Below are 21,846 nucleotides of genomic sequence, written 5' to 3'. Positions count from 1 at the left end.
GCGCCTCAGGGGGCTTCGTCGGGGGTGCGGGTGAAGACGAAGGTGGCGATGTCCAGGGCGACCGGCTGTCCGGCGTCGTCGCGCCGCACGGCCAGCACCTCGCCGTTCTCCGGCCCGCTGCGACCACGCCAGCGGTCGACGCCGTCCGGGGCGTACCGGCTGATCCGGTCGCCGCGCAGGGTGCCGACCAGTTCGCCGGTGGCGTGCTCCCAGGCGACGTCGAGCGGGAAGCCCATCCACCACCAGCGGCCGGTGAGCGCGGCCACGTCGGCCGGGGGCGGGGCGTCGGCCGGGGGCCAGGCAAGGGCCGGCGCGGGCTCGGCCTCCAGTACGCGGGTCAGGATCTGGTGGCCCAACGGACCGAGGCCGCCGGTACGCAGGCCGTACGAGTTGGCGAAGCCGACGATGCCGGTGCGGCTGCGGCGGTGCACGGCCAGCGTGGAGACGTAACCGGGCATCGAGCCGCCGTGCCCGGCGTACACCCGGTCGCCTTCGCGGGTCAGTTGTATCCCGAGACCGAACCCGCCGCTCCACGAGTCGAGGTCGCCGATGACCACCGGGGCGCACATCTCGTCGAGGGTGCTCGGGGCGAGTACGGCCGGGTCGGGGTCGGCCAGGAAGGCCGCCCAGCGGACGAGGTCCGTGACGGTGGACCAGAGCTGCCCGGCCGGTGCCATGGCCCGGGTGTCGGTACGCGGCTCCTCCCGCAGCGTGTCCTGCCACGGGTGCACCACGTAGCCCCGGGCGAACGGCTCGGTGGCCGCGTACGTGGTGCGGCGCAGGCCCAGCGGCGTCAGGATCCGCTCGTGCAGCAGTTGCGCCCACGGCGTGCCGGTGACCCGTTCCAGCACCCCGCCGAGCAGCCCGTACGCCAGGTTGGAGTAGTGGAAGGCGTGGTGCGGCGGGTACGCCACCTTGGCGGCGGAGAATCCGGCCAGCAGGGTGGCCAGGTCGACGCCCTCGCTGCGTTCCCACCACGGCCCGTCCGGCTCGCGTTGCAGGCCGCCCGCGTGCCCGAGCAGCTGGCGCAGGGTGACCGCGCCGGCCGCGGCGGCCTCGGGTAGGTGTAGCCGGAGCGGGTCGTCCAGCGCCAGCCGGCCGGCGTCGCGTTCCTGCATGATCAGCACTGCGGTCATCGTCTTGGTGAGCGAGCCGATGCGGTACTGGAGATCGGCGTCGGGCCGGGGGTGCGTGCCGGCGGCGGCCAGGTGCGCCAGCGTGCCGTCCCGGATCACGCCGACGACCAGCGACGGGGCGCGGCCGGTGGCCTGCGCGTCGGCCACCATGGCGTCGACCTGCCGGGCGGTTTCGGGACGCAGGGACACGAACATCTCCCTCGATGGTGGCGGGCATCTCCCTTGATGGTGGCGGGGCCGTGCCTTCGATCATGACAGTTAGATGACACGTGCATTGCCATGTCACGATCGTGTTGTGGAAGCAGTGCTGTGGATCGTTCTGGGTGTGCTATTGGCGATCGCCGAGATCTTCACGGCGACGCTGTTCTTGATCATGTTCGCGGTCGGCGCGTTCGCCGCTGCCGGTGCCGCCGCGCTCGGTGCCCCGGTGGGGGTGCAGGCGGTGGTCTTCGCCGCCGTGTCGGCGCTGACCGTGCTCGCCGCCCGCCCGGTCATCCAGCGGCACAGGCTGTCGGCGATGGAGAGCGGCGACACCCCGTTCGGGATCGAGGCGATCGAGGGCTCCACCGCCCTGGTGCTGGAGCAGGTCGACAGCGACCGGGGCATGGTGAAGATCGACGGCGAGATGTGGAGCGCCCGCGCCTACGACGCCACCCAGGTTCTGGCACCCGGTGAACGGGTGCAGGTTATCCAGGTCAAGGGAGCGGTAGCCCTGGTCTGGCGGGACGTTGCGACGCCCGGTGAGCTACCCGAAGCGGAAAGGTGAACGGATGGAATTTTTGTTCCCCGTCCTGTTGATTGGTATTGCCCTCATCTCGGTGATCACCCTGGCCAAGGCGTTGCGGATCGTGCCGCAGCAGCGCCAGGACGTGGTCGAGCGGCTCGGCCGTTACAAGCGCACGCTGAACCCGGGGCTCAACCTCCTGGTGCCGTTCATCGACTCGGTACGTACCAAGGTCGACATGCGCGAGCAGGTGGTGAGCTTCCCGCCACAACCGGTGATCACCTCGGACAACCTGGTCGTGTCGATCGACACGGTGCTCTACTTCAAGGTCGTGGACTCGGTCCGGGCCACCTACGAGATCTCCAACTTCCTCCAGGCGATCGAGCAGCTCACCGTCACCACGCTGCGTAACGTGATCGGTTCGCTGGACCTGGAGCGCGCGCTGACCAGCCGTGAGGAGATCAACCGGCACCTCTCCGGCGTGCTGGACGAGACCACCGGCCGGTGGGGCATCAAGGTGACCCGGGTGGAGATCAAGGCGATCGAGCCGCCGCCGAGCATCCGCGACTCGATGGAGAAGCAGATGCGCGCGGAGCGGGACCGCCGGGCCGCGATCCTGAACGCCGAGGGGCACAAGCAGTCGCAGATCCTCTCCGCCGAGGGTGAGAAGCAGGCCGCGGTGCTGCGCGCCGACGGTGACCGGCAGGCCCGCATCCTCCAGGCCGAGGGGCAGGCGAAGGCGATCCGGACCGTGTTCGACGCCATCCACCAGGCCAACCCGAGCCAGAAGGTGCTCGCCTACCAGTACCTCCAGGCGCTGCCGCAGATCGCCAACGGCACGGCCAACAAGGTGTGGATCGTGCCGGCCGAGCTGACCAAGGCCCTGGAGGGCATGGGCGGCGCGCTCGGCGGGCTGAGCCGGATGGTCGGCGACGCGCCGAGCAAGGAGGCGTCCGACGACGCCAGCGCCGTCGAGCGGGAGGCCGCCGAGGCCGCCCAGGCCGCCGCCGCGGCGGCCCAGGAAATCCACGACGAGGTACGCGTCGCGGAGGCGCAGGCCACCGGCGGTACGGCGCAGCCGGGTCTGCCCGCACCCGAGCCGGTCTCCCCGGCGAGCCTGCTCAACGACCCGACCGACCAGCGCGAACGCGGCTGACCCGGTCGGGCCGGCAACGGTGACCCCGGTGGGTCGCCCGGTCCGGCGCGGCTGATCCGGCCGGATCGGGGCCGGCGAAGCTGACCCCGCCGGGGCCAACCGGCGGTAAATGTGAAAACGGCTCATAGGGCGCTCCGGTGCCTGCCACCATCGGTCGTAGAGCGGGTGGTGACCAGGCATCGGGGCGCCTTGGCGTGTCCCGGCACCGCTCGTGGATGAGCGAGGTGACGGATGGATCCACTGAGGCGCTTGTGGTCCACGCCGGACGTGCCGGGAGCGCACGACCCCGCCGGGCCGCCGGGCACCCGGCGTACCGGTGGCGGTTTTGGTGTGCTGCCCTTCGTCGACGAGCCGGCCCCGCCCGGACCGGCCACCAACGCCAGCTGGGCCTGGTCCCTGCGCCGGCTGGCGCGGGCGGCGGTCTGGCTGCTGCCGGCGTACGCGATCCTCTACGGCGCGGTGGCGATGGCCAGCGACGGCGGGGTCGGCAACGACCCGTACCCGGCCGACGGACGACCGCTGTACCTGGTCGGCTGGGTGGCCGCGGTCTGGCTCGGCCTGCTGGCCCTGCTCGGGCTGGCCGGCCTGCTCGCCGCCACCCGTAGCCGCCGCTCCGCCGTGGCCGGGCTGCTGGTCAGCATCGCCGGCACGGTGCTGATGCTGCCCTTCGCCGGGCTGGCCGAGCAGACCCCGGTCTTCGGCACCACCGCCCGGACCCTGGTGCTGGTCGGCGCGGCCTGCTACAGCGTGGGTTGGCTGTGCACCGGGTGGGCGGTGGCCCGTTCGGGCATGTTCAGCATGGGCGACGGGACGATGCTGATGATCGCCAGCCCGTTGCTCGGTCTCGGCGGGGCGCTGATCGGTTCGTTGCAGACCTTCGGGGCGATCTTCGTGTTGATCGCCGGCATCGGCATCGCGTACCGCTCCGGTCGCCTGATGCCCCGGGAGATCCTGCGGGACGCCACCAACGCCAGCGTCGCCACCGCCGGGCCGGCCGGCCCGGCGGGACCGGCGGCGCCGGGCGGCGCCGGCCCACTGGGCGCGGCCTGAGCCGGCTCCGTCCGGTTGCTGCCGGTGCCGCCCCTGCCGTGCCCGATCGGGCGGGGGCGCGCCGGCTGGCCGACTTCGCAGATGGCGTTGTGGCCCCGCGCTGACCAGCGCAAAGGCGGCTGGCAACGGGCGGTGAATTGGCTGACAAACGGCCCGTCGAGGTGGTCGGATCGCGGCTTTCGTGGCAATCCTAGTGACCATGGCCACCCCTACGCCGCTGTCGCGGCTGTTCACCGTGCTGCTGACCGGCGTGCTCGTCGGCCTCGTGCTGGCGGTCGTCGCGCTGCCGGGCAACCTGCTGCTCGGTCTGGCCACGCAGGCGGCACTCGGCAACTACGCCGCGCTGCCGGACGCGCTGCGTACCCCGGCCACCCCGCAGCGGTCCTACCTCTACGCCAACGACGGCAAGACGTTGATCACCACGTTCTACGACGTCAACCGCAGCGACGTGACGCTGGCGGAGATCGCGCCGGTGATGCGGCAGGCGATCGTGGCCGCCGAGGACCGGCGCTTCTACGAGCACGGCGGGGTCGACCTGCGCGGCATGCTGCGGGCCCTGGTCACCAACGTCACCGAGGGCGGCACCGAGCAGGGGGGCTCGACGCTGACCATGCAGTACGTGCGCAACGTGCTCAAGACCGATCCGAGCCGCACCGCCGAGGAGCGCGCCGCCGCCACCGAGCAGACCGTCGGGCGCAAGCTCCAGGAGGTCCGGTACGCCAACGCGCTGGAGCAGCGCCTCGGCAAGGACGAGATCCTCAACCGCTACCTCAACATCGCGTACTTCGGCTCCGGGGCGTACGGGATCGCCGCCGCCAGCCAGCGCTACTTCTCCACCGCCCCGGCGGAGCTGACCCTCGCCGAGTCCGCCCTGCTCGCCGGCCTGGTGCAGGCGCCGGAGGCGTACAGCCCGATCGACGGCGACGCCGACGCGGCGCTGGCCCGGCGGGCGTACGTGCTGGACGCCATGGCCGAGACCGGGGCGATCAGCGCCGAGCAGGCCGCCGAGGCCAAGGCCGAACCGCTCGGCCTGCACCCCAGCGAGCAGCCCAACGGCTGCACCGCCACCGCCAGCGAGCGCGACGGCTGGGGCTTCTTCTGCGACTACCTGCGCCGGTGGTGGCTGGCCCAGCCGGAGTTCGGCGACACCGTCGCCGAGCGCGAGCAGGCGCTGCGCGGTGGCGGCTACACCGTGGTCACCTCGCTGGACCCGCAGGTCCAGGCCACCGCGCAGAAGCAGGCGACCAGCGTGTACGGGTACGACAACCCGCGTGCCGTGCCGATCGCCGCGGTGGAGCCCGGCACCGGCCGGGTGCTGGCGATGGCGGTCAACCGGCACTACAGCCTCGACGACAACCCGGACGGGCAGGTCAACTATCCGAACACGGTCAACCCGCTGATCTCCGGTGGCGGCAGCGTCGCCGGCTACCAGGCCGGCTCGACGTTCAAACTCTTCACCATGCTCGCCGCGCTGGAGTCCGGCCGGCCCCTGTCGACCGGCTTCGACGCGCCCAGCCGGCTGCCCACCCGGTACTCGGCCGGCACGGACGACAGCAGCTGCGGCGGCAAGTGGTGCCCGGCCAACGCCAACCCGCAGTGGATGGACGGCTACCGGATGATGTGGGACGGCTTCGGCCGCTCGGTGAACACGTACTTCGTCTGGCTGGCCGAGCAGGTCGGGCCGGAGAAGGTGGTCGAGATGGCCCAGCGGCTGGGCATCACCTTCCGCGCCGAGTCCGACGCGAACTTCGCCGAGGACAACGCGGCCAACTGGGGGGCCTTCACCCTCGGCGTGGCCGCCACCACCCCGCTCGACCTGGCCAACGCGTACGCGACCGTGGCAGCGGAGGGGACGTACTGCGCGCCGCTGCCGGTGGTGTCGGTGACCGCGCCCGACGGTCAGCCGCTGCCGGTCGGCGACCCGTCCTGCCGGCAGGCGCTCGACCCCGACGTGGCCCGGGCCGCCACCGACGCGGCGCGCTGCCCGGTGGGCCAGCAGTCCGCGTTCGGGCAGTGCAACGGCGGCACCGCCACCGCCGTGAACCGGATCCTCGACGGCCGTCCGGTGGCCGGCAAGACCGGCAGCTCCGAGCGCGCCGCCACGGAGACCTTCGTCGGCTTCACCCCGCAGGTCGCGGTCGCCGGCATCGCCGCCAACCCGGACGACCCGACCGACCTGGTCGGCAGCGCCGTGCAGGCTCGGGTCATCGACGCGGTCGCCCAGATCATCGCCACCGCCGTCGACGGCCAGCCCGAGCAGGCGTTCACCGCGCCCAGCCAGACCCTGGTCGGCGACCCGCGCCGCCCGGTCGAACGCGGCCCGTTCACCGACCGCCGCCAGACCGCCGACGATCCCCTCTCCACCTTCGACCGCTGGCTGCAAGGCCGCCGCGGCTGACGCCCGCCCGCGCCCGCCGCCCGCACCCGCGCTCACCCGCACCCGCCGCCCGTGCCGCCCGCGCCGCCGCCCGCACTCGCGCTCGCCCGCTGCTCGCTCGCGGGTTCGGGCGTTAATAGGGGGCCCCTGCTATGCACGAGGCGTTAATAGGGGGCCCTTCCTTACCGGCGGCGGGGGCGGTAGGTGGTTACTACGCTGGGGAGGCCGCGGCGGATGATGCCGGCCCAGTCGGTGTCGCCGCGTAGCACGGCCGCGGCGGTCTTGCGGACCTGATCGGCGGTGAAGTGCGGCGGCATCATCAGCTCGGCCGGGTCGACCAGGGCGTTGATCACCGTGGGGCGGTCGGCGTGCAGCGCCCGGTCCCACGCCTGCGTCACCTGATCCGGGTGGTCGACCAGATCGCCGCGTAGCCCGAGCACCTCGGCCCAGCGGTGGTAGGCGATGTCGGGCAGTTGCTGGCTGTCGGAAAACATCGGGGTGCCCTCGGTGGAGCGCTGCTCCCAGCTGACGAAGGCGAGATCCCGGTTGTTGAGCACCAGCACCACGAAGCGGGGATCGGCCCAGCCGCGCCAGTACTTCGCCACGGTGATCAGCTCGTTGACGCCGTTCATCTGCATCGCCCCGTCGCCGATCAGGGCGACCAGCGGGCGGTCCGGGTGGGCGAACTTGGCCGCGAGGGCGTACGGCATGGCGCCGCCCATCGACAGCAGCGTGCCGGAGAGGCTGGCCAGCATCCCCGGGCGGACCCGCAGGTGCCGGGCGTACCAGGCGGTGGTCGTGCCGCAGTCCACGGCGATCATCACGTCGTCGGGGAGCCGGTCGCTGAGGCTGGCGAAGAGCCGCTGCGGGTTGACCGGGTCGGCCTCCTGCCCGGCCAGGTCCCGCTGCGCCTGCCGCCACGCGGCGGTGGCCCCGGCGACGGTCTGCCGCCAGCGGGTCGGCCCCGGACCGGGGCCCAGCTCCCGCAGCAGGGCACGCAGCGTCGGCGCGGCGTCGCCGGTCAGGTTCACCTCGGTCGGGTACCGCAGGCCCAGCTGAGTGCCGTCGTGGTCGATCTGCACCGCCCGCGCCTGGCCGGGTGGCGGATAGAACTCCGAGTACGGCATGTTGCTGCCGACGATCAGCAACCGGTCGCACTGGTTCATCAGCTGCCAGCTGGGCCGGGTGCCGAGCAGGCCGATCGCGCCGGTCACCCAGGGCTCCCGGTGATCCACCACGGTCATCCCGAGCAGCGCCGTCGCCACCCCCGCGCCGAGCCGGTGGGCCACCTCGCGTACCTCGTTCTCGGCGCCGAGCGCGCCCTGCCCGACCAGCATGGCCACCCGCTCGCCGCCGCGCAGCACCTCGGCGGCCTGGCGTACGTCCTGCTCCGGCGGGACCGTCGGGCCGCTGCTCGGCACGCTGCTGGTCTGGTAGAACCCGTGCGCGTGCGGCGGGTTCGGCACGGCCGCCAGATCCTGCACGTCGAGGGGGAGGACCAGCGCGGTGACGGTACGCCGGGCCAGCGCGGTCCGGCAGGCCCGGTCGACCAGGTGCCGCACCTGGGAGGGATGGTCGAGCTGGGCCAGGAACGCCGCCGCGACGTCCTTGTAGAGGGCGAGCAGGTCCACCTCCTGGTAGTAGCCGCCGCCCTCGGCGGTGAGCGCGGTGTGCCCGACCAGCGCCACCACCGGCTGGTGGTCCAGCTTGGCGTCGTAGAGGCCGTTGAGGGCGTGGATGGCGCCCGGCCCGCTGGTGACCAGCACCGCGCCGATCGGCCCGCCGCCGTACTTGACGTGCGCGGACGCGGCGAACCCGGCGGTCTCCTCGTGTCGTACCTGGATGAACTGCGCCTGCTCGCCGGTGCGTTGCAGGGCGGAGGTCATGCCGTTGATGCCGTCGCCGGGGTAGCCGAAGTACCGGCGGACGCCCCAGCAGGCCAGCCGCTGCACGATGTGGTCGGCGACGGTGGCCTCGCGGGGCAGCGGCCACGGGTCGGCCGGCACGTAGCTGCCGGCGTGGTCTGCGCTCACCTGGTCCACCCTTCGGTCGCGACTGGTGGCGCGGGATTCCCCTTCTTACCCGGACAAAACCACCGCGCCGGGGACGTGTTCGACGGGCCAGCGACAACTGGTCGGGACCGGGCCCTGGCCGCTGCCGGTCCGGCTCGGGGCCGGGTTGTCGGCCGGGATCGGGCCGGGCTGCCGGTCCGGCTTCGAGCCGGCCCGGCAGCGGGCCCTTGATACAGCGGGCCGCGCGGTCAGTGCTGCCGGGTGAAGCCGAGGAAGGACCGCCAGGCGGCCGGGTCGAAGGCGAGTACCGGGCCGGCGGGGTCCTTGCTGTCACGCACGGCGACCACCCCGGCCAGGTTGTCCGCCACCTCGACGCAGTCGCCGGCGGATGAGTTGCTCCGAGTGGACTTCCGCCAGCGGGCGTTACTGAGGTCCATGTTGGCTCTCAACTTCCTTCATCAAAGCGATCGAGAGGTCTTCGGGAAGGGCGATAGCCCGCACGCACTCCCACACGCCCAGGAGTTTAGCCACCTTCTCCTCGGTGTCGGACGCCTCGCCACCGAGCTGATTGTCCAGGTGCCCGATCCAGGTGCCGTCGGGCAGCATGGCCAACAGGAGCGGCCCGCACAGCCCGATGTGCAGGCCGGCGCGGGCGGGGATGATGTGGATGTGAACGTGTGGCAGTTCGGCCATCCGCAGTAGGTGGGCCAGTTGCTCGGCCATGATGGCGTCGGTGCGGCGTAGGACAGCCTCGTCGATCACCGCGACGACCTGCGGCGGGCGTTCGCGCTTGAGGATCTCCTGGCGTTCCAGCCGCGCCGCCACCTGTTGCTCGATTTCCTGCTCCGGCCGGGTGTCGTCGAAGCGTAGCACCGCGCGGGCGTAGTTCTCGGTCTGGAAGAGGCCGGGAATGAGCGTCGGGTTGAAGTAGCGCAGTTGCCGGGCGGCGCGCTCGGCCTTCAGCCAGGGCATGAACCAGGCGGGCTGGCCGTCCTGCTGCGCGGTGCGGAGCAGCGACTCGAAGAGACCGCCGGTCTCCAGGATCTCGTCCGCCCGGCGGGCGTACGGCAGGTCGACCGCGCGGGTGCCGGTCTCCACAGCGGACACCGTCGAGCCCGAGTAGTTCGTGCGCTTGCCGAACTCCTCCTGGTTCATGCCGGCCAACGCCCGCTGCTTGCGTAACTGGACGCGGATCAGCTCCACGCTCTGCTCACCTTCCATGCGCCCTCCAAGGAATCCCCAAGATCACCAAGCCTTGCCGGGTGTCCGGCAAGATCCGTCGACCATCGCCGTGACCAGGCTCGATGCCTTTCGAGCGTATCGGTGTCCTCAGCAGACTGTCACGTAAGCGGATCCGCTCCACGCCGGGAAGGGCTGGGGCGGGTCCTGCTCCCGGGGCCGCCCGTGTTCCCCCGTGCAGGGGCGGCCCCTTCCCACCGCTCCGGGTACATCTCTTGCTGCTGAGGCGACAAGAAACGTACCCACAGGTTCTCCCTGGAGGTCGACGTGCGCGTTCCGTGGTTCCAATGCCCGACAACCGTGCTGCCGGCGGTGCCGGCCATGCCACCTCTGCCGCAACGTGCGCCGGGATCAACTCTGCCGCAGGCTCCGCCGGGGCTACCGGCGGTGCCGGCTCTGCCGCCTGGGTGCGGCGGTGCCGGCTCTGCCGCAGCGGGCGGCGGGGTGCGGCTGCCGGGGTGGATGCGGGAGCCGACGCGGCCGTTGCCGATGCAACGTCCGGGATGTGCGGGCTGGTTGACGCCGGGCCAGCGGTGGCGGGCGAGCGGAGGCCGTCGGTGATCAGCACGCGCCTGCCGAGGCCGGGCCGGGGCCCGGAGCCGGAGCGTCCGCGCGCCGCCGGCACCCAGCCGCCGCACACCCCGTTGCGGCCGATGTGGTGCTGCCGCGCAGACGGGCAGCCGTGGCCGTGCGCGGAGGCGCGGCTGCTGCTACGGGCGGAGTACGAGGGCAACCTGATCGGCTTGTCGATCTACCTCGCGGGTCTGATGTACGAGGCGATGCGGGATCTCTACCACCTCAACCCGCACGACGGCCCGGAGCCGCAGTCCTTCTTCGACCGCTTCGTTGCCTGGGGCCCGTCCCGCCGCCCGACCACCAGGCCGCCGGATTGAGCGATTGTCGGGAAGCCCTGGCCCCGGGGGTTCCCGACAGTCGCTGAGCCGGGCGGGTCGCTCCACCCGATGCCCCTGCGATGTCCCGCTGGCCCCCCCAGCTGTCGAGTCGCCCTCGTCAGGTGTCGTAGTCGCCGTCCCACGGCTCGGAGAAGGCCATGTAGTCGCCGGGCTCGACGGTGACCCACCAGGTGTCGTCGTCGCCCTCCGGCTCGCGCGGGATCAGCCCGAAGGTCGTGCCGAAGCGGTCGACCGCGAACGGCTCGACCTCGATGCGGGTGAAGGTGACGTCGCCGAGTTCGATCAGCCGGGCCTCGTACGTCGCTCGCCGCGCCGCGTCGTCCATCCGGGCGCGGGGACCGAAGGCGTCGATCCTGGCCTCCAGGAACCTGCCGTCGGCGTCGAAGAGGTAGAGAGCGACGAACTCCTGGCCGTCGTCCTCGTCGCGCATGGCCGGCTCGAACGGGGTGGTGAGGAAGAACTGCCGGCCATCGGCGGTGCGCCCGACATGTTCGGCGTGGTAGTCGTCGTGATCGATCGGGATGCGGCTCGGTAATCCGCCGCTCATTCGACTCGTCCTCTCCGCGGCGTGCGCCCGTCGCGACCGCTACCCGGCATCATGCCCACCGGGTACGACAGGGTCCCGGCCCGGGATCGGTCGGCGTCACCGCGTCGATTGCTCCCGCACGGCGAGTGATCGGGTGACGAGGCGTTCGGGTGACGAGGCGTTCGGGTGACGAGGCGTTCGACGCCGGTCCAGGTGGGCGTGGCTCCGGCACGACCGTCGGTTGGCCATGGCGCTATCGTCGTGAGCCATGGCCGAACGGGAACTGCCCGAAGCAGACGCGGCGGGCCCGCAGTGACAGTTTCTGGTGCGGGACCTTCTCGACCAGATCCGGCGCTGGCCGTGACCGACCAGCTCACGTCAGTCAGCAAGCTTCTCGCGTACGTGCTGCGGCACCGTCCGGAGGCGGTCGGGATCGCTCTCGACGACGCCGGCTGGGTCGACGTCGGCGTTCTGCTCACCGCGCTGGCCCGGCACGGCCGGACCGTCACCCCGGAGCTGCTCGACCGGGTCATCGCCGGCACCGACAAGCAACGCTTCGAGGTCCAGGACGGGCGGATCCGGGCCGCCCAGGGGCACTCGATCGGCGTCGACCTGCGGCTCCAACCGGCCACCCCGCCGCCCGTGCTCTACCACGGCACCGTCGCCCGCTTCCTGGCCAGCATCGACGTCGAGGGACTCCAGCCGCGCGGGCGTACCCATGTGCATCTTTCCGCCGACCGGCGGACCGCCGTGACGGTCGGTGGCCGACGTGGCGAACCGGTCGTCCTGACCGTCGACGCGGCCGGCATGCACGCGCTCGGCCTGGTGTTCCACCGGGCCGCCAACGGGGTCTGGCTGACCAGCCATGTCCCACCGCGTTGGATAACCCTGCCCGGCGGGCGCACCCTCGCCTGACGAGCCCGTGGCACCCCGAGCCGCTCCCGATCGGGGTGCCACGGGGGCTCGACCTCCTCAACCGGTGAGGATCCGCAGCGGCGCTGCCAGCAGGGCAAGGAAGGTACGCATCCACTCGGCGGCCACCGCGCCGTCGACCGGTCGGTGGTCGACGGAGAGGGTGACCCGCAGCACCGTACCCACCTCGATCTGGCCGTTCCGGACGACCGGCTCCGGCCGGGCCGCACCCACCGCAAGGATCGCCGCCTGCGGCGGGTTGATGATCGCGGCGAACTCCTCGGTGCCGTAACCGCCCAGGTTGGAGAGGCTTACCGTGCCGCCAACCAGTTCGTCCGGGGCCACCCGGCCGGCTCGGGCCCGGGTCGCGAGGTCCCGGACGCCCGCGGATACCTGGGCGAGACCCATCGACTCGACGCCGCGCAACACCGGCGCGATCAGCCCCTGGTCGGTCGCGACGGCGACCGATATGTCGACCGAGCGGTACTGCCGCACCGCCTCGTCGGTCCAGGTGACGTTCATGGCGGGCACCGCCACGTGCGCCTGGGCGACCGCCTTGACCAGGAGGTCGGTGACCGAGACCCGGTCGGCCCGGCCCTGGTTGATCTGTGTACGCAGCGCCAGCAACTCGTCCACCCGGGCGCTGCCCCGTAGGTAGAAGTGCGGCGTGTGCTGCTTGCTCGTCACCAGCCGGTTGGCGATGGTCCGCCGGATCCGCGAGTGCGGGATCTCGGTGTACCCGCTGCCAGCGGCGGCCGGCCCGCTGGTCACCGCCGCTCCGGCCACGGCGACCGAGGCGGCCACGGCCGGGGTAGCTGAGGCGGTCGGGGTGGCCACGGCCGTGGCGGCCGGGGCGGCGGCCACGGTCGGGACGGCTGGGGGTGGGGACGTCGCGAGGGCAGGGCGCGCGGCCTCGACGTCGCGCCGGGTGATGCGGCCGTTGGCGCCGGTGCCGGCGATCACGGTGAGGTCCAGCCCGGCCTCCCGTGCGAGCCGACGCGCGATCGGGCTGGCGAAGAGCCGGGCCCGGCTCTCCCCGAGCTGCACCACGGGCGCACGGCCGGCACCCGGCCCCGCATCAGCGACCGGCCCCGCATCAGCGACCGGCCCCGCATCAGCGACCGGCCCCGCATCAGCGACCGGCCCCGCATCAGCGACCGGCCCCGCATCAGCGACCGGGCCCGCACCAGTGACCGGGCCTGCGGTGGCATCCGCGGCGGTGGTGGCATCCGTGGTGGTGTTCGGGACTGTGGCGGCGATCGGGCCGGCGAGGATCTCGGTCAGGTCGACGGTCTCGCCCGGTGCGCCGAGGACCGCCAGCGCGCCGGCCGTCTCGACGGGCCGACCCTCCTCGACCAGGATCTTGACCAGGATGCCGTCGGCCTCCGCGTCGATGTCCAGGACGGCCTTGTCGGTCTCCAGGCTGACCAGGGTGTCGCCGGCGGCGAAGCGGGCATTCTCGGCCACGAACCAGGTCAGCAACGCCGCCTCGGCGCCGGCCGTCTCGGGCACCCGCAGGATGTGGGCCATGCTCAGCTCCCCAGAAGGTTCTTGACCGCGGTGACGACCTCCGCCGACTGGGCGATTGCCGCGCGTTCCAGCACCCGGCTGATGCTCGGCGACGCCTCGCCGCCGGTCACCCGGTGCACGGGCTCGTCGAGCCAGTCGAAGTAACGCCGCTGGATCTCGTCGGCGAGCCAGCCGCCGTACGAGGTGCCCCGGGCGCCCTGTTCGGCGATGAGCACCCGGTTGGTCCTGCGGATGCTCTCCCCGACGGTGTCCCAGTCCAGCGACGCCCGGTCCAGCCAGCGCAGGTCGATCACGTCGGCCGCGACGCCGTCGAGGGTGTCCAGCGCGTCGAGCACGTACCGGGTCATCGCCAGGTAGGTGATGATGGTGAGGTCGTCGCCGGTGCGCCGGAGCGCGGCCTTGCCGACCGGCAGGTGGTAGTCCAGGTCGTCCAGCGGCCCCTCGCCCGTCGACCCGTAGAGGTCCACGTGTTCGAGGACGACCACCGGATCGGCGCACCGCAGCGCGCTGTTCATCAGGCCCACATAGTCGTACGGGGTGGAGGGCGCCACGATCCGCCAACCCGGCTGGGTGGCGAAGACCCCGGCCGGATCCATCGAGTGCTGGGAGCCGTAGCCGGTGCCCATCGCGACCTTGCTCCGCAGCACGAACGGCACCGAACCGGCCCCGCCGAACATGTGCCGGGCCTTGCCGATCTGGTTGAACAGCTGGTCCGCCGCGACCCACATGAAGTCGGCGTACATCAGCTCCACCACCGGCTTGAGACGGCCGTCCAGGGCCATCCCGCCGCCCAGCCCGACGAAGGCGTTCTCGCTGATCGGAGTGCCCAGCACCCGGTCGGGGTGGGCTTCGGCCAGTCCCCGGGTGGCGCCGTTGGTGCCGCCGTTGAGCCGATGCACGTCCTCGCCGAGGATCACGATCGAGTCGTCCTCGGCCATCCGCCGGGCCATCACCCCGGCCACCGCGTTGATGAACTTGACCTGCCCGACGCCGCCGGTGAACGTGTCCCGGTCGGCCACGTACGCGCCGTCGAACTCGCTGAGGTCACCCCGTACGCCCACGTCGGCGAAGGCCGGGTCGGGCCACTCCGCCGGCCGGATCCGGCGGGTGCCGGGCTTGCCGCCGGCCACCGGCTCGGTGATCTCGGCGGCGATCTCCGCCAGCAGCGCGTCGGCCCGCGCGTACGCCTCGTCCACCTGCGCCGGGTGGAGGATTCCGCGTCGGATCAGGTGGCCGGCGGTCCGGTCGATCGGGTCCCGGGCGCGCCACTGTTGCTCCTCCTCCTTGCTCCGGTAGCGGAAGGCGCTGCCCGGCAGGGCGCCGTTCTGGTGGTAGTAGCGGTAGAGGTCGGCCTCGATGACGGTCGGTCCGCCGCCGGCCCGCATGTGCGCCACGGCCTCCAGGGTGGCGAGGTGCACCGCGAGCGGATCCATCCCGTCCACCCGCCAGCTGCGGATGCCGAAGCCGGGACCGCGACCGGAGAGCCGGGGCTCGGCGGTCGCCTCGGCCACCGCGGTCGACACCGCGTACTGGTTGTTCTCGATGAAGAAGCAGATCGGCAGCGACCAGGCGGCGGCCAGGTTGAACGTCTCCAGGGTGGAGCCGATGTTCACCGCGCCGTCACCGAAGTAGGTCACCGCGACGGCGTCGGTGCCGGCGCGCTGGTGGGCGAAGGCGGACCCGGCGGCCAGGGGGACACCGCCGCCGACGATGGCGTTGGTGCCGATGGCACCGGCCTCCTTCCACTGCAGGTGCATGGAGCCGCCCCGGCCGTGGGCGAAGCCGCGGTCCAGGCCGCAGATCTCCCGCAGGGTACGCAGCGCGAGCGCGCGTACCTCGGCGTCGAACGGGACGGTGGGGTCGATCCCGCCCGGCGCGACGTGACCGAGGGCCTTGGCCAGGAACTGGTGGTGACCGCGGTGGGAGCCGTTGACCGTGTCGGTGGACCGCAGCGCCAGTACGGACCCGACCGCGCCGCCCTCCTGCCCCACGCTGGAGTGGGCCGGGCCGTGCACGAGGCCCTCGGCGGCCAGCTGGAGCACGCAGTGCTCGAAGGCCCGGATCAGGACCTGCTGGCTGAACATCGTGGTCAACAGGCTGGGTGCGGCAGCGTCCCAGTCGGTGTCGGTGGCGGTGAGTTCGACCCAGTCGACGGCGGGTCGCAACGTGGTGCGCTCTGTCATGTGTGCCGTTCCGCTCTTGTCGGGATACCCGAGCCTGGCACAGAATGGATCCATCATCAAGCCTTGGAGCGGACACCAGCCCGTAGTTCGCGGATGGCTAGGTTGTTTTGGATCCAAAGGGGGAGTTGTGGGGTTGCCGGGAGTGCGTCGCTTCGACCATGTCGGGTTCACCGTGCCGGATCTTGACGAGGCCAGCCGGTTCCTCGTCGACGTGCTCGGGATGGAGTACCTCTACTCGCTCGGCCCGTTCCGCTCCGACGACACCGACTGGATGGCCGAGCACCTCGACGTGCACCCCCGGGCGGTCATGGTGCGCAACAGCTTCTTCCGGCTCGGCGGCCACACCGTCTTCGAGGTCTTCCACTACTCGGCCCCGGAGCAGCGCACGATCCCACCGCGCAACAGCGACATCGGCGGTCACCACGTGGCGATCTACGTCGACGACCTCGACGCGGCGGTCTCCCACCTCCGCGCGCACGGGGTGCGGGTACTCGGCGAGCCGACCGCGAGTCGGGGCGCCAACGAGGGACAACGGTGGGTCTACTTCCTCGCGCCGTGGGGCATGCAGTTCGAGCTGGTCTCGTACCCTGATGGCCGCGCGTACGACCGAGACCCCGGCCGCTGGAGGTAGCAGACGTGAGCATCCGGCCGTCCGGCCCGGATCCGACGGCCGAGCCGCAGTCGGCGGTGGCCAGCCAACGGATCGCGGCCGAGCTGCGCGAGTCCATCCTGGCCGGGCGGATCCCGCCCGGCACCCGGCTCTACCAGGAGGAGATCGCCGAGCGGCTCGGCGCGAGCCGGCTGCCGGTCCGGGAGGCGTTGCGCATCCTGGAGGCGGAGGGCCTCACCGAGTCGCAGGCCAACCGGGGCGCCCGGGTGCCGCTGCGTAGCCTGCACGAGGTCGAGGTGCTCTACCGGATGCGCGAGCGGCTCGAACCGCTCGCCCTCAACGAGAGCCTCGCCCACCTGCCCGACCCGACGATCGACCGGCTGACCGAGATCCAGGAACAGATCGAGGCAAGTGACGACGTCGCCGACTTCATCACCCTCGACCGGGAGTTCCACCTGCTCACCTACTCCGGCTGCCCGATCGACACGCTGCTGGCCACGGTGGTGACGCTGTGGAACTCGACGCAGTACTACCGCCGGGCCTTCATGATGTACCGCGGCCAGGGCGAACGCTGGATCATCAACGCCGAGCACCGGTTGCTGCTCGACGCGATCCGCCGGCGCGACCGGGTCGACACGGAACGATTCGTCGCCGGTCACATCCGCCGGACCCGGCTGGAACTGGTCCGGCATCCGGAGCTGTTCGCGCCCCCGGCGCCGTGAGCGGCGTCGCCCCGGGTGCCGGCCCCCTCTCCGGCACCCGGGGCCCTGTCGCCCGCGCCCTGTCGCCCGGTGCCACCGGAGCGCGGGTGGGTCACAGGTCGACGGCGAGGTACTGGGTCTCCAGGAACTCGTGTATCCCCGCGAAGCCGCCCTCCCGGCCCAGGCCCGACTCCTTCACCCCGCCGAACGGCGCCGCCGGATCCGACGCCACGCCCCGGTTGACCGCCACCATGCCCGACTCCAACCGTCGGGCCACCCGGATGCCGGCACCATGGTCCCGGGCGTAGACGTACGAGATCAGGCCGTACTCGGTGTCGTTGGCCATCCGGATCGCCTCGGCCTCGTCGGCCACGCTGATGATCGGCGCGACCGGACCGAAGATCTCGGTCCGGGTCAGGATCGAGCCGTGCGCGACGTTGCGGACGAGGCGGGGCGCGACGAAGGCCCCGCCCGGTGGTGCCGTGCCGACCTCGACCGCCTCGGCCCCCTCCGCCGTGGCCTGGTCCACCAACGCGAGGATCTTGTCGCGCTCCCTGACGCTGACCATCGCGCCGAGGTCGGTCGCCGGGTCGATGCCGGGACCGACGCGTACCGCCGCCAGGGCCGCCCGGAACTGTTCGGTGAACGCCGGCACCAGGGACTCGTGCACGTAGAACCGGTTGGCGGCGGTGCAGGCCGCACCGCCGTTGCGCAGCTTCGCCACCATCGCCCCGGCGACCGCCCGGGACACGTCGGCCCCTTCGAGCACCAGGAACGGCGCGTTGCCGCCGAGCTCCATCGAGGAGGGCAGCACCCGCCGGGCGGTCTGGGCCAGCAGGAGCTTGCCGACCGGGGTGGAGCCGGTGAAGGAGAGGGTGGCCACCCGGGGGTCGGCGAGCACCGCCGTCGACACCTCGGCCGCCTTCGCGGTCGTGACCACGTTGACCACGCCGGCCGGTGCGCCGGCCCGGTGCAGCAGGTCGGCGACCCAGAGCGCGGTGAGCGGGGTCTCGGCGGCCGGCTTCAGGACCGTGGTGCAACCCGCCGCGAGCGCCGGCGCGAGCTTGCGGGTGGCCATCGCCGCCGGAAAGTTCCACGGTGTGATCAGGTACGCCACGCCCATCGGGCGGTGGTCCACCACGATGGTCTTGTCCCGGCTCGGCGCGTACCGGAAGTCGCCGGCGACCCGGCACGCCTCCTCGGAGAACCAGCGGAAGAACTCGGCCGCGTAGCCGACCTCGCCCACCGCGTCGCGCCAGGCCTTGCCGTTCTCCAGGGCGATCAGCCGGGCGCCCACCTCGGCCTCGGCGGTCATCAGCTCGTACGCCCGGCGCAGGATCTCCGCCCGCTGCCGTGGTGCGGTCTCCGCCCAGGCGGGGAAGGCGTCGTGCGCCGCGGTCACCGCCGCCAGCGCCTCGTCGGGGCGGGCGTCGGCGACCGTCGACAGGACCGCCCCCGAGGCCGGATCGCGGACCTCGATCCGGTCGGCGGTGTCGAGCCACTCGCCACCGACGAGCAGCCCGGACCTCGGCTCGGGCAGGGCCGCGCCGGCACCGATCTCGGGTGTCGGGCTCACTGGAGGACCATGCCGCCGTCGATCATGATCAGCTGGCCGGTCATGTAGTCGCTGTCCGGGCTGGCCAGGAAGGCGGCCGTGCCGACCACGTCCTCCGGGTAGGAGTAGCGCTTCATCAGGATCATGTTCTCGGCCAGGGTGTCCATCGACTCGCCGAGCTTGTCGAACTTGCCGATCGCGACGAGATCGCGGTCCAGCTGCTCCCACAGCTCGGTGCGGACCACGCCGGGGCCGTACCCGTTGACGGTGATGTTGTGCTCGATGAGCGACTTGGCCCCGCCCTTGATCATGGCGAGCACCGCGTGCTTGCTGGCCGAGTAGACCACCACGTCGTCGAAGACCTCCCGGGACAGGATCGACCCGACATTGATGATCTTGTACGGGTACTCCTGCCGCCCCTGCGCCTTCATCTGCCGCGCGGCGGCCTGCATGCAGTTGAGCGTGCCCCAGGCGTTGACGTCCATGATGCGCTGCCAGTTGTCCCGGGTGATGTCCAGGAAGAACAGCGGCTTGTTGATGCCCGCGTTGTTCAGCAACACGTTGATGCTGCCGAACCGCTCGACCGTGTGGGCGACGGCGGCAGCCGCCTCGGTCTCGCTGGTCACGTCGAGCCGCACGTGCGTCGCGACACCCCCGGCGGCCCGGATCTCCTCGGCCACCTGGGCCACGCCGTCGACGTTGACATCGCCGAGACACACCTTGGCACCCTGGGCCGCGTAGTGCCGGGCGACCGCCGCGCCCATGCCCTGGGCGGCGCCGGTGACGAGAATGTGCTTGCCTGCGAGGCGGGTCGTGTCCATTGCTGTTGTTTCCCTTCGAGAGTTGACGAGGCGGGTCAGTATTCGTTGGCGACGAACAACTGTTGGGCGGGGAACCGGGTCAGCACCTCGGCGCCGCGTTCGGTCACCACGACCTCCTCCTCGATGCGGGCGGCGGAGACCCCGTCGCTGGCCGGGCAGTAGGTCTCCAACGCGAAGACCATCCCGGTTCTGATCTCGACCGGGTTGGTCAGGCTGTTCAGCCGGGAGATGATCGGCCGCTCGTGCAGGCCCAGGCCGAGTCCGTGCCCGAACTGGAGGCCGAAGGCGTCCATCTCGCTGGCGAACCCGAGCTCCGTCGCACGGGGCCAGAGCCGGGCGACCTCGTCGGTGCCCACCCCGTCGGCGACCTTGTCGATCGCGGCGTCCATCCACTCCCGGGCCCGGGCGTACGCGTCGCGCTGCGGGGTCGTCGCCCAGCCCACCGAGAAGGTGCGGTAGTAGCAGGTGCGGTAGCCGTTGAACGAGTGGATGATGTCGAAGAACGCCTGGTCGCCGGGGCGGATGATGCGGTCGGTGAAGTTGTGCGGGTGCGGGTTGCAGCGCTCACCGGAGACCGCGTTGACCGCCTCGACCTGGTCGGAGCCCATCTCGTAGAGCCGCTTGTTGGCCAGCGCGACGATCTCGTTCTCCCGGACCCCGGGCCGGAGGACGTCGACGATCTCCTGATAGACGCCGTCGACCATGGCGGCGGCCTGGCTCAGCAACATGATCTCGTCGGCGGACTTGATCGAACGCGCGTCGAGCATGCTCTGCTGGATGTCCACCACCCGCAGCCCCTGGGCCTGCATCTCGAAGAGGAACGCCGGCTCGACGATGTCGACGCCGATCGGCTCGTCGGCCACGCCCGCGTCGACCAGCAGCCCCTTGATGGTGGCGACGGCCTCCTTCATCAGCCCGACCTCCGGGCTGATCGCCCCACGCAGCCCGAGCATGCCGGCCCGGCAGCGCTCCTGCTCCAGCCAGGGCGCGTAGAGCTTGTGGTGCTTGGCGGCCGAACCGAAGTCCCAGAGGTACGGCTTGGCGTCCCGGGTCAGCAGGGCGTACCGGGACATCTTGTCGCCGAGCGCACCGCCGATCCAGGTCTGTGTGGTGTACCGGATGTTGTAGAAGTCGAAGAGCAGGAAAGCCCCGCAGCCACTGGCCTCCAGCGCGGCCAACGCGCGGCCCAGCCGGTACTCCCGGAGCCGGTCGAAGTCGACCCGGGCCTCGTAGTCGACGGACATGTGCCCGGGCGCGGGGATGGTCCGGTTGGCGAAATCCAGCGCGGGGACGAGCGGCGGTGGGTTCTGCGTCAGCGTCATGGTGCCTTCTCTCGATCTGGAACCGGCGGTCCACCGGTCCCGGGACGGTGGTCGTCCGCCCCGGGACCCGGTGGGCCGTTGTGACCTGCACTCACCACTCGGGCGCGACCTCGGCGCTGTCCGCGTTGGCGGCGGTCACCTTGACCGAGGGCATGAAGAGGTTCTCGTCGACGGACTCGCCCTTGAGCACCTTCTCGGCCACCACGACCGCGTTCTGCCCATCCCAGGAGGAGGACTGGAAGATGGTGCCGTCCAGCTCACCCGACTTGATCAACGGGTTGCCGAGCTTGGTGTTGCCGATCGAGGTGATCAGCAGCGGCTTCGGGTCGATGCCCTGGGCCTTGAGGGCGTCGATCGCACCGGCGACCATGGTGTCGTCGGCGGCGTAGATTCCCTGCACCTTCGCCGCGCCGACCGAGGTCAGCATCTCGGAGGTGACCGTCTGCGAGGTGTCCTTGTTCCAGTTGCCCGGCTGCTCGGCCAGGACGGTGACGTTCGGGCAGTTCTTCTGGACGGTGTCCAGGAAGCCCTGCCGGCGGTTGATCGCGGTGGTGTTGCCGGTCAGACCGTTGATCATCAGGATTCCGGTCGGCTTGCCGTCGGCGAGTTCGCACATGATCTCGGCGGAGGCCGCGCCCTGACCGTAGGTGTCCGGGCCGGAGTACGCCTTGATCAGGCTCTTGTCCGCCGGGATGACGTCGGAGTTGGTCACCGTCACCGGGATGTCGGCCGCCTTGGCCGACTCCAGGCAGGGCCGGACGGTGTCCGCGACGGCGGGCCACAGGATGATGAGGTCCGGACGGGCCGCCACCGCGACCTCACACTCGCTCGCCTGCTTGTCCGCGTCGTACTGCGAGTTGGTGATGGTCAGCTTGATGCCGGCCTTCGTCGCGGCCTCCTGCATGGGCGGGAGGTAGGTGGTTCCGTACGGCTGGTCGGTGCCCTGCGGGAGCAGGGCGTAGACGGTGTAGCTGTCGGAGCCGTCGTCGGAGGCGCCGGATCCGCACCCGGCGAGCAGCATTCCGGTGGCGACCAGGAGCCCGGCGGCTGCCCGGGTCCCACGAGTACGAAGCATCAT

19 protein-coding genes are annotated in these 21,846 nt (G+C 71.7%); 8 read left to right on the top strand and 11 right to left on the bottom strand.

Going from position 1 to position 21,846, the window contains the following annotated elements; all coding sequences use genetic code 11:
- Positions 1 to 5: 5 nt before the first annotated feature.
- Complete coding sequence (locus ACQPYA_RS22005; RefSeq protein WP_433528986.1) at positions 6 to 1,325, bottom strand: serine hydrolase domain-containing protein; 1,320 nt, start codon at positions 1,323 to 1,325, stop codon at positions 6 to 8.
- Between the two features lie 106 nt (positions 1,326 to 1,431).
- Between ACQPYA_RS22005 and ACQPYA_RS22000 the strand changes: the two genes are divergently transcribed.
- The 4 genes from ACQPYA_RS22000 to ACQPYA_RS21985 all read left to right on the top strand — a co-directional run bounded on the left by ACQPYA_RS22000 (position 1,432) and on the right by ACQPYA_RS21985 (position 6,464).
- Positions 1,432 to 1,902, top strand: coding sequence for an NfeD family protein (locus ACQPYA_RS22000; protein ID WP_433528985.1), 471 nt, complete (start codon positions 1,432 to 1,434; stop codon positions 1,900 to 1,902).
- A gap of 4 nt (positions 1,903 to 1,906) precedes the next feature.
- Positions 1,907 to 3,016: an SPFH domain-containing protein gene (locus tag ACQPYA_RS21995; protein ID WP_433528984.1), complete on the top strand. Its 1,110-nt coding sequence runs from the start codon at positions 1,907 to 1,909 to the stop codon at positions 3,014 to 3,016.
- Between the two features lie 231 nt (positions 3,017 to 3,247).
- Positions 3,248 to 4,066 (top strand): hypothetical protein, encoded by an 819-nt coding sequence (locus ACQPYA_RS21990; protein WP_433528983.1) that lies wholly within the window; start codon positions 3,248 to 3,250, stop codon positions 4,064 to 4,066.
- A gap of 199 nt (positions 4,067 to 4,265) precedes the next feature.
- Positions 4,266 to 6,464, top strand: coding sequence for a transglycosylase domain-containing protein (locus ACQPYA_RS21985; RefSeq protein WP_433528982.1), 2,199 nt, complete (start codon positions 4,266 to 4,268; stop codon positions 6,462 to 6,464).
- 161 nt (positions 6,465 to 6,625) lie between these two features.
- On the opposite strand, the gene ACQPYA_RS21980 is transcribed toward ACQPYA_RS21985, so the two are convergent.
- The 3 genes from ACQPYA_RS21980 to ACQPYA_RS21970 all read right to left on the bottom strand — a co-directional run bounded on the left by ACQPYA_RS21980 (position 6,626) and on the right by ACQPYA_RS21970 (position 9,676).
- Positions 6,626 to 8,476, bottom strand: coding sequence for a thiamine pyrophosphate-requiring protein (locus tag ACQPYA_RS21980; protein ID WP_433528981.1), 1,851 nt, complete (start codon positions 8,474 to 8,476; stop codon positions 6,626 to 6,628).
- A 227-nt stretch (positions 8,477 to 8,703) separates the two neighbouring features.
- On the bottom strand, positions 8,704 to 8,892 hold the full coding sequence (locus ACQPYA_RS21975) for a DUF397 domain-containing protein (RefSeq protein WP_433528980.1): 189 nt from the start codon (positions 8,890 to 8,892) through the stop codon (positions 8,704 to 8,706).
- Positions 8,879 to 9,676: a helix-turn-helix domain-containing protein gene (locus ACQPYA_RS21970; RefSeq protein ID WP_433528979.1), complete on the bottom strand. Its 798-nt coding sequence runs from the start codon at positions 9,674 to 9,676 to the stop codon at positions 8,879 to 8,881. Before ACQPYA_RS21970 ends, ACQPYA_RS21975 begins: the two co-directional genes overlap by 14 nt.
- Positions 9,677 to 10,251: 575 nt before the next feature.
- On the opposite strand from ACQPYA_RS21970, the gene ACQPYA_RS21965 reads away from it, so the two are divergent.
- Positions 10,252 to 10,587, top strand: coding sequence for a hypothetical protein (locus ACQPYA_RS21965; RefSeq protein ID WP_433528978.1), 336 nt, complete (start codon positions 10,252 to 10,254; stop codon positions 10,585 to 10,587).
- Positions 10,588 to 10,705: 118 nt separating this feature from the next.
- Here the strand turns inward: ACQPYA_RS21965 and ACQPYA_RS21960 are convergent, their stop codons facing one another.
- Entirely contained in the window at positions 10,706 to 11,155 is a 450-nt protein-coding gene (locus tag ACQPYA_RS21960; RefSeq protein WP_433528977.1) for a hypothetical protein, read from the bottom strand.
- A gap of 339 nt (positions 11,156 to 11,494) precedes the next feature.
- On the opposite strand from ACQPYA_RS21960, the gene ACQPYA_RS21955 reads away from it, so the two are divergent.
- Positions 11,495 to 12,049: an RNA 2'-phosphotransferase gene (locus ACQPYA_RS21955; RefSeq protein ID WP_433528976.1), complete on the top strand. Its 555-nt coding sequence runs from the start codon at positions 11,495 to 11,497 to the stop codon at positions 12,047 to 12,049.
- Between the two features lie 57 nt (positions 12,050 to 12,106).
- Here ACQPYA_RS21955 and ACQPYA_RS21950 read toward each other — a convergent pair whose 3' ends face one another.
- On the bottom strand, positions 12,107 to 13,576 hold the full coding sequence (locus ACQPYA_RS21950; RefSeq protein ID WP_433528975.1) for a dihydrolipoamide acetyltransferase family protein: 1,470 nt from the start codon (positions 13,574 to 13,576) through the stop codon (positions 12,107 to 12,109).
- Between the two features lie 2 nt (positions 13,577 to 13,578).
- Positions 13,579 to 15,759: an alpha-ketoacid dehydrogenase subunit alpha/beta gene (locus ACQPYA_RS21945; RefSeq protein ID WP_433528974.1), complete on the bottom strand. Its 2,181-nt coding sequence runs from the start codon at positions 15,757 to 15,759 to the stop codon at positions 13,579 to 13,581.
- Positions 15,760 to 15,886: 127 nt separating this feature from the next.
- Between ACQPYA_RS21945 and ACQPYA_RS21940 the strand changes: the two genes are divergently transcribed.
- Both ACQPYA_RS21940 and ACQPYA_RS21935 read left to right on the top strand, forming a co-directional pair.
- On the top strand, positions 15,887 to 16,390 hold the full coding sequence (locus tag ACQPYA_RS21940) for a VOC family protein (RefSeq protein WP_433528973.1): 504 nt from the start codon (positions 15,887 to 15,889) through the stop codon (positions 16,388 to 16,390).
- A gap of 5 nt (positions 16,391 to 16,395) precedes the next feature.
- Entirely contained in the window at positions 16,396 to 17,091 is a 696-nt protein-coding gene (locus ACQPYA_RS21935; RefSeq protein ID WP_433528972.1) for a GntR family transcriptional regulator, read from the top strand.
- A 91-nt stretch (positions 17,092 to 17,182) separates the two neighbouring features.
- On the opposite strand, the gene ACQPYA_RS21930 is transcribed toward ACQPYA_RS21935, so the two are convergent.
- From ACQPYA_RS21930 to ACQPYA_RS21915, 4 genes are all read right to left on the bottom strand, one after another.
- Positions 17,183 to 18,646 (bottom strand): NAD-dependent succinate-semialdehyde dehydrogenase, encoded by a 1,464-nt coding sequence (locus ACQPYA_RS21930; protein WP_433528971.1) that lies wholly within the window; start codon positions 18,644 to 18,646, stop codon positions 17,183 to 17,185.
- Positions 18,643 to 19,446, bottom strand: a complete 804-nt coding sequence (locus ACQPYA_RS21925; protein WP_433528970.1) for an SDR family NAD(P)-dependent oxidoreductase — start codon at positions 19,444 to 19,446, stop codon at positions 18,643 to 18,645. The genes ACQPYA_RS21930 and ACQPYA_RS21925 overlap by 4 nt, the downstream gene beginning before the upstream one ends.
- A 35-nt stretch (positions 19,447 to 19,481) precedes the next feature.
- Positions 19,482 to 20,768 (bottom strand): M24 family metallopeptidase, encoded by a 1,287-nt coding sequence (locus ACQPYA_RS21920; RefSeq protein ID WP_433528969.1) that lies wholly within the window; start codon positions 20,766 to 20,768, stop codon positions 19,482 to 19,484.
- 91 nt (positions 20,769 to 20,859) lie between these two features.
- Positions 20,860 to 21,846, bottom strand: coding sequence for a sugar ABC transporter substrate-binding protein (locus ACQPYA_RS21915; protein WP_433528968.1), 987 nt, complete (start codon positions 21,844 to 21,846; stop codon positions 20,860 to 20,862).

It is taken from the genome of Micromonospora sp. CA-263727 (assembly GCF_050942455.1).
GTDB lineage: Bacteria > Actinomycetota > Actinomycetes > Mycobacteriales > Micromonosporaceae > Micromonospora.
The sequence above is the reverse complement of the archived record's forward strand: the minus strand, read 5'-3'. Positions and strand labels throughout refer to the sequence as shown.

Excerpts from the sequence above, each read along its gene's own strand:
- ACQPYA_RS21990 (WP_433528983.1), top strand. The coding sequence starts at position 3,248 with ATGGATCCACTGAGGCGCTTGTGGTCCACGCCGGACGTGCCGGGAGCG.
- ACQPYA_RS21925 (WP_433528970.1), bottom strand. The coding sequence starts at position 19,446 with ATGGACACGACCCGCCTCGCAGGCAAGCACATTCTCGTCACCGGCGCC.
- ACQPYA_RS21950 (WP_433528975.1), bottom strand. The coding sequence starts at position 13,576 with ATGGCCCACATCCTGCGGGTGCCCGAGACGGCCGGCGCCGAGGCGGCG.
- ACQPYA_RS21945 (WP_433528974.1), bottom strand. The coding sequence starts at position 15,759 with ATGACAGAGCGCACCACGTTGCGACCCGCCGTCGACTGGGTCGAACTC.
- ACQPYA_RS21975 (WP_433528980.1), bottom strand. The coding sequence starts at position 8,892 with ATGGACCTCAGTAACGCCCGCTGGCGGAAGTCCACTCGGAGCAACTCA.
- ACQPYA_RS21915 (WP_433528968.1), bottom strand. The coding sequence starts at position 21,846 with ATGATGCTTCGTACTCGTGGGACCCGGGCAGCCGCCGGGCTCCTGGTC.
- ACQPYA_RS21985 (WP_433528982.1), top strand. The coding sequence starts at position 4,266 with ATGGCCACCCCTACGCCGCTGTCGCGGCTGTTCACCGTGCTGCTGACC.
- ACQPYA_RS21960 (WP_433528977.1), bottom strand. The coding sequence starts at position 11,155 with ATGAGCGGCGGATTACCGAGCCGCATCCCGATCGATCACGACGACTAC.
- ACQPYA_RS21920 (WP_433528969.1), bottom strand. The coding sequence starts at position 20,768 with ATGACGCTGACGCAGAACCCACCGCCGCTCGTCCCCGCGCTGGATTTC.
- ACQPYA_RS21970 (WP_433528979.1), bottom strand. The coding sequence starts at position 9,676 with ATGGAAGGTGAGCAGAGCGTGGAGCTGATCCGCGTCCAGTTACGCAAG.
- ACQPYA_RS21995 (WP_433528984.1), top strand. The coding sequence starts at position 1,907 with ATGGAATTTTTGTTCCCCGTCCTGTTGATTGGTATTGCCCTCATCTCG.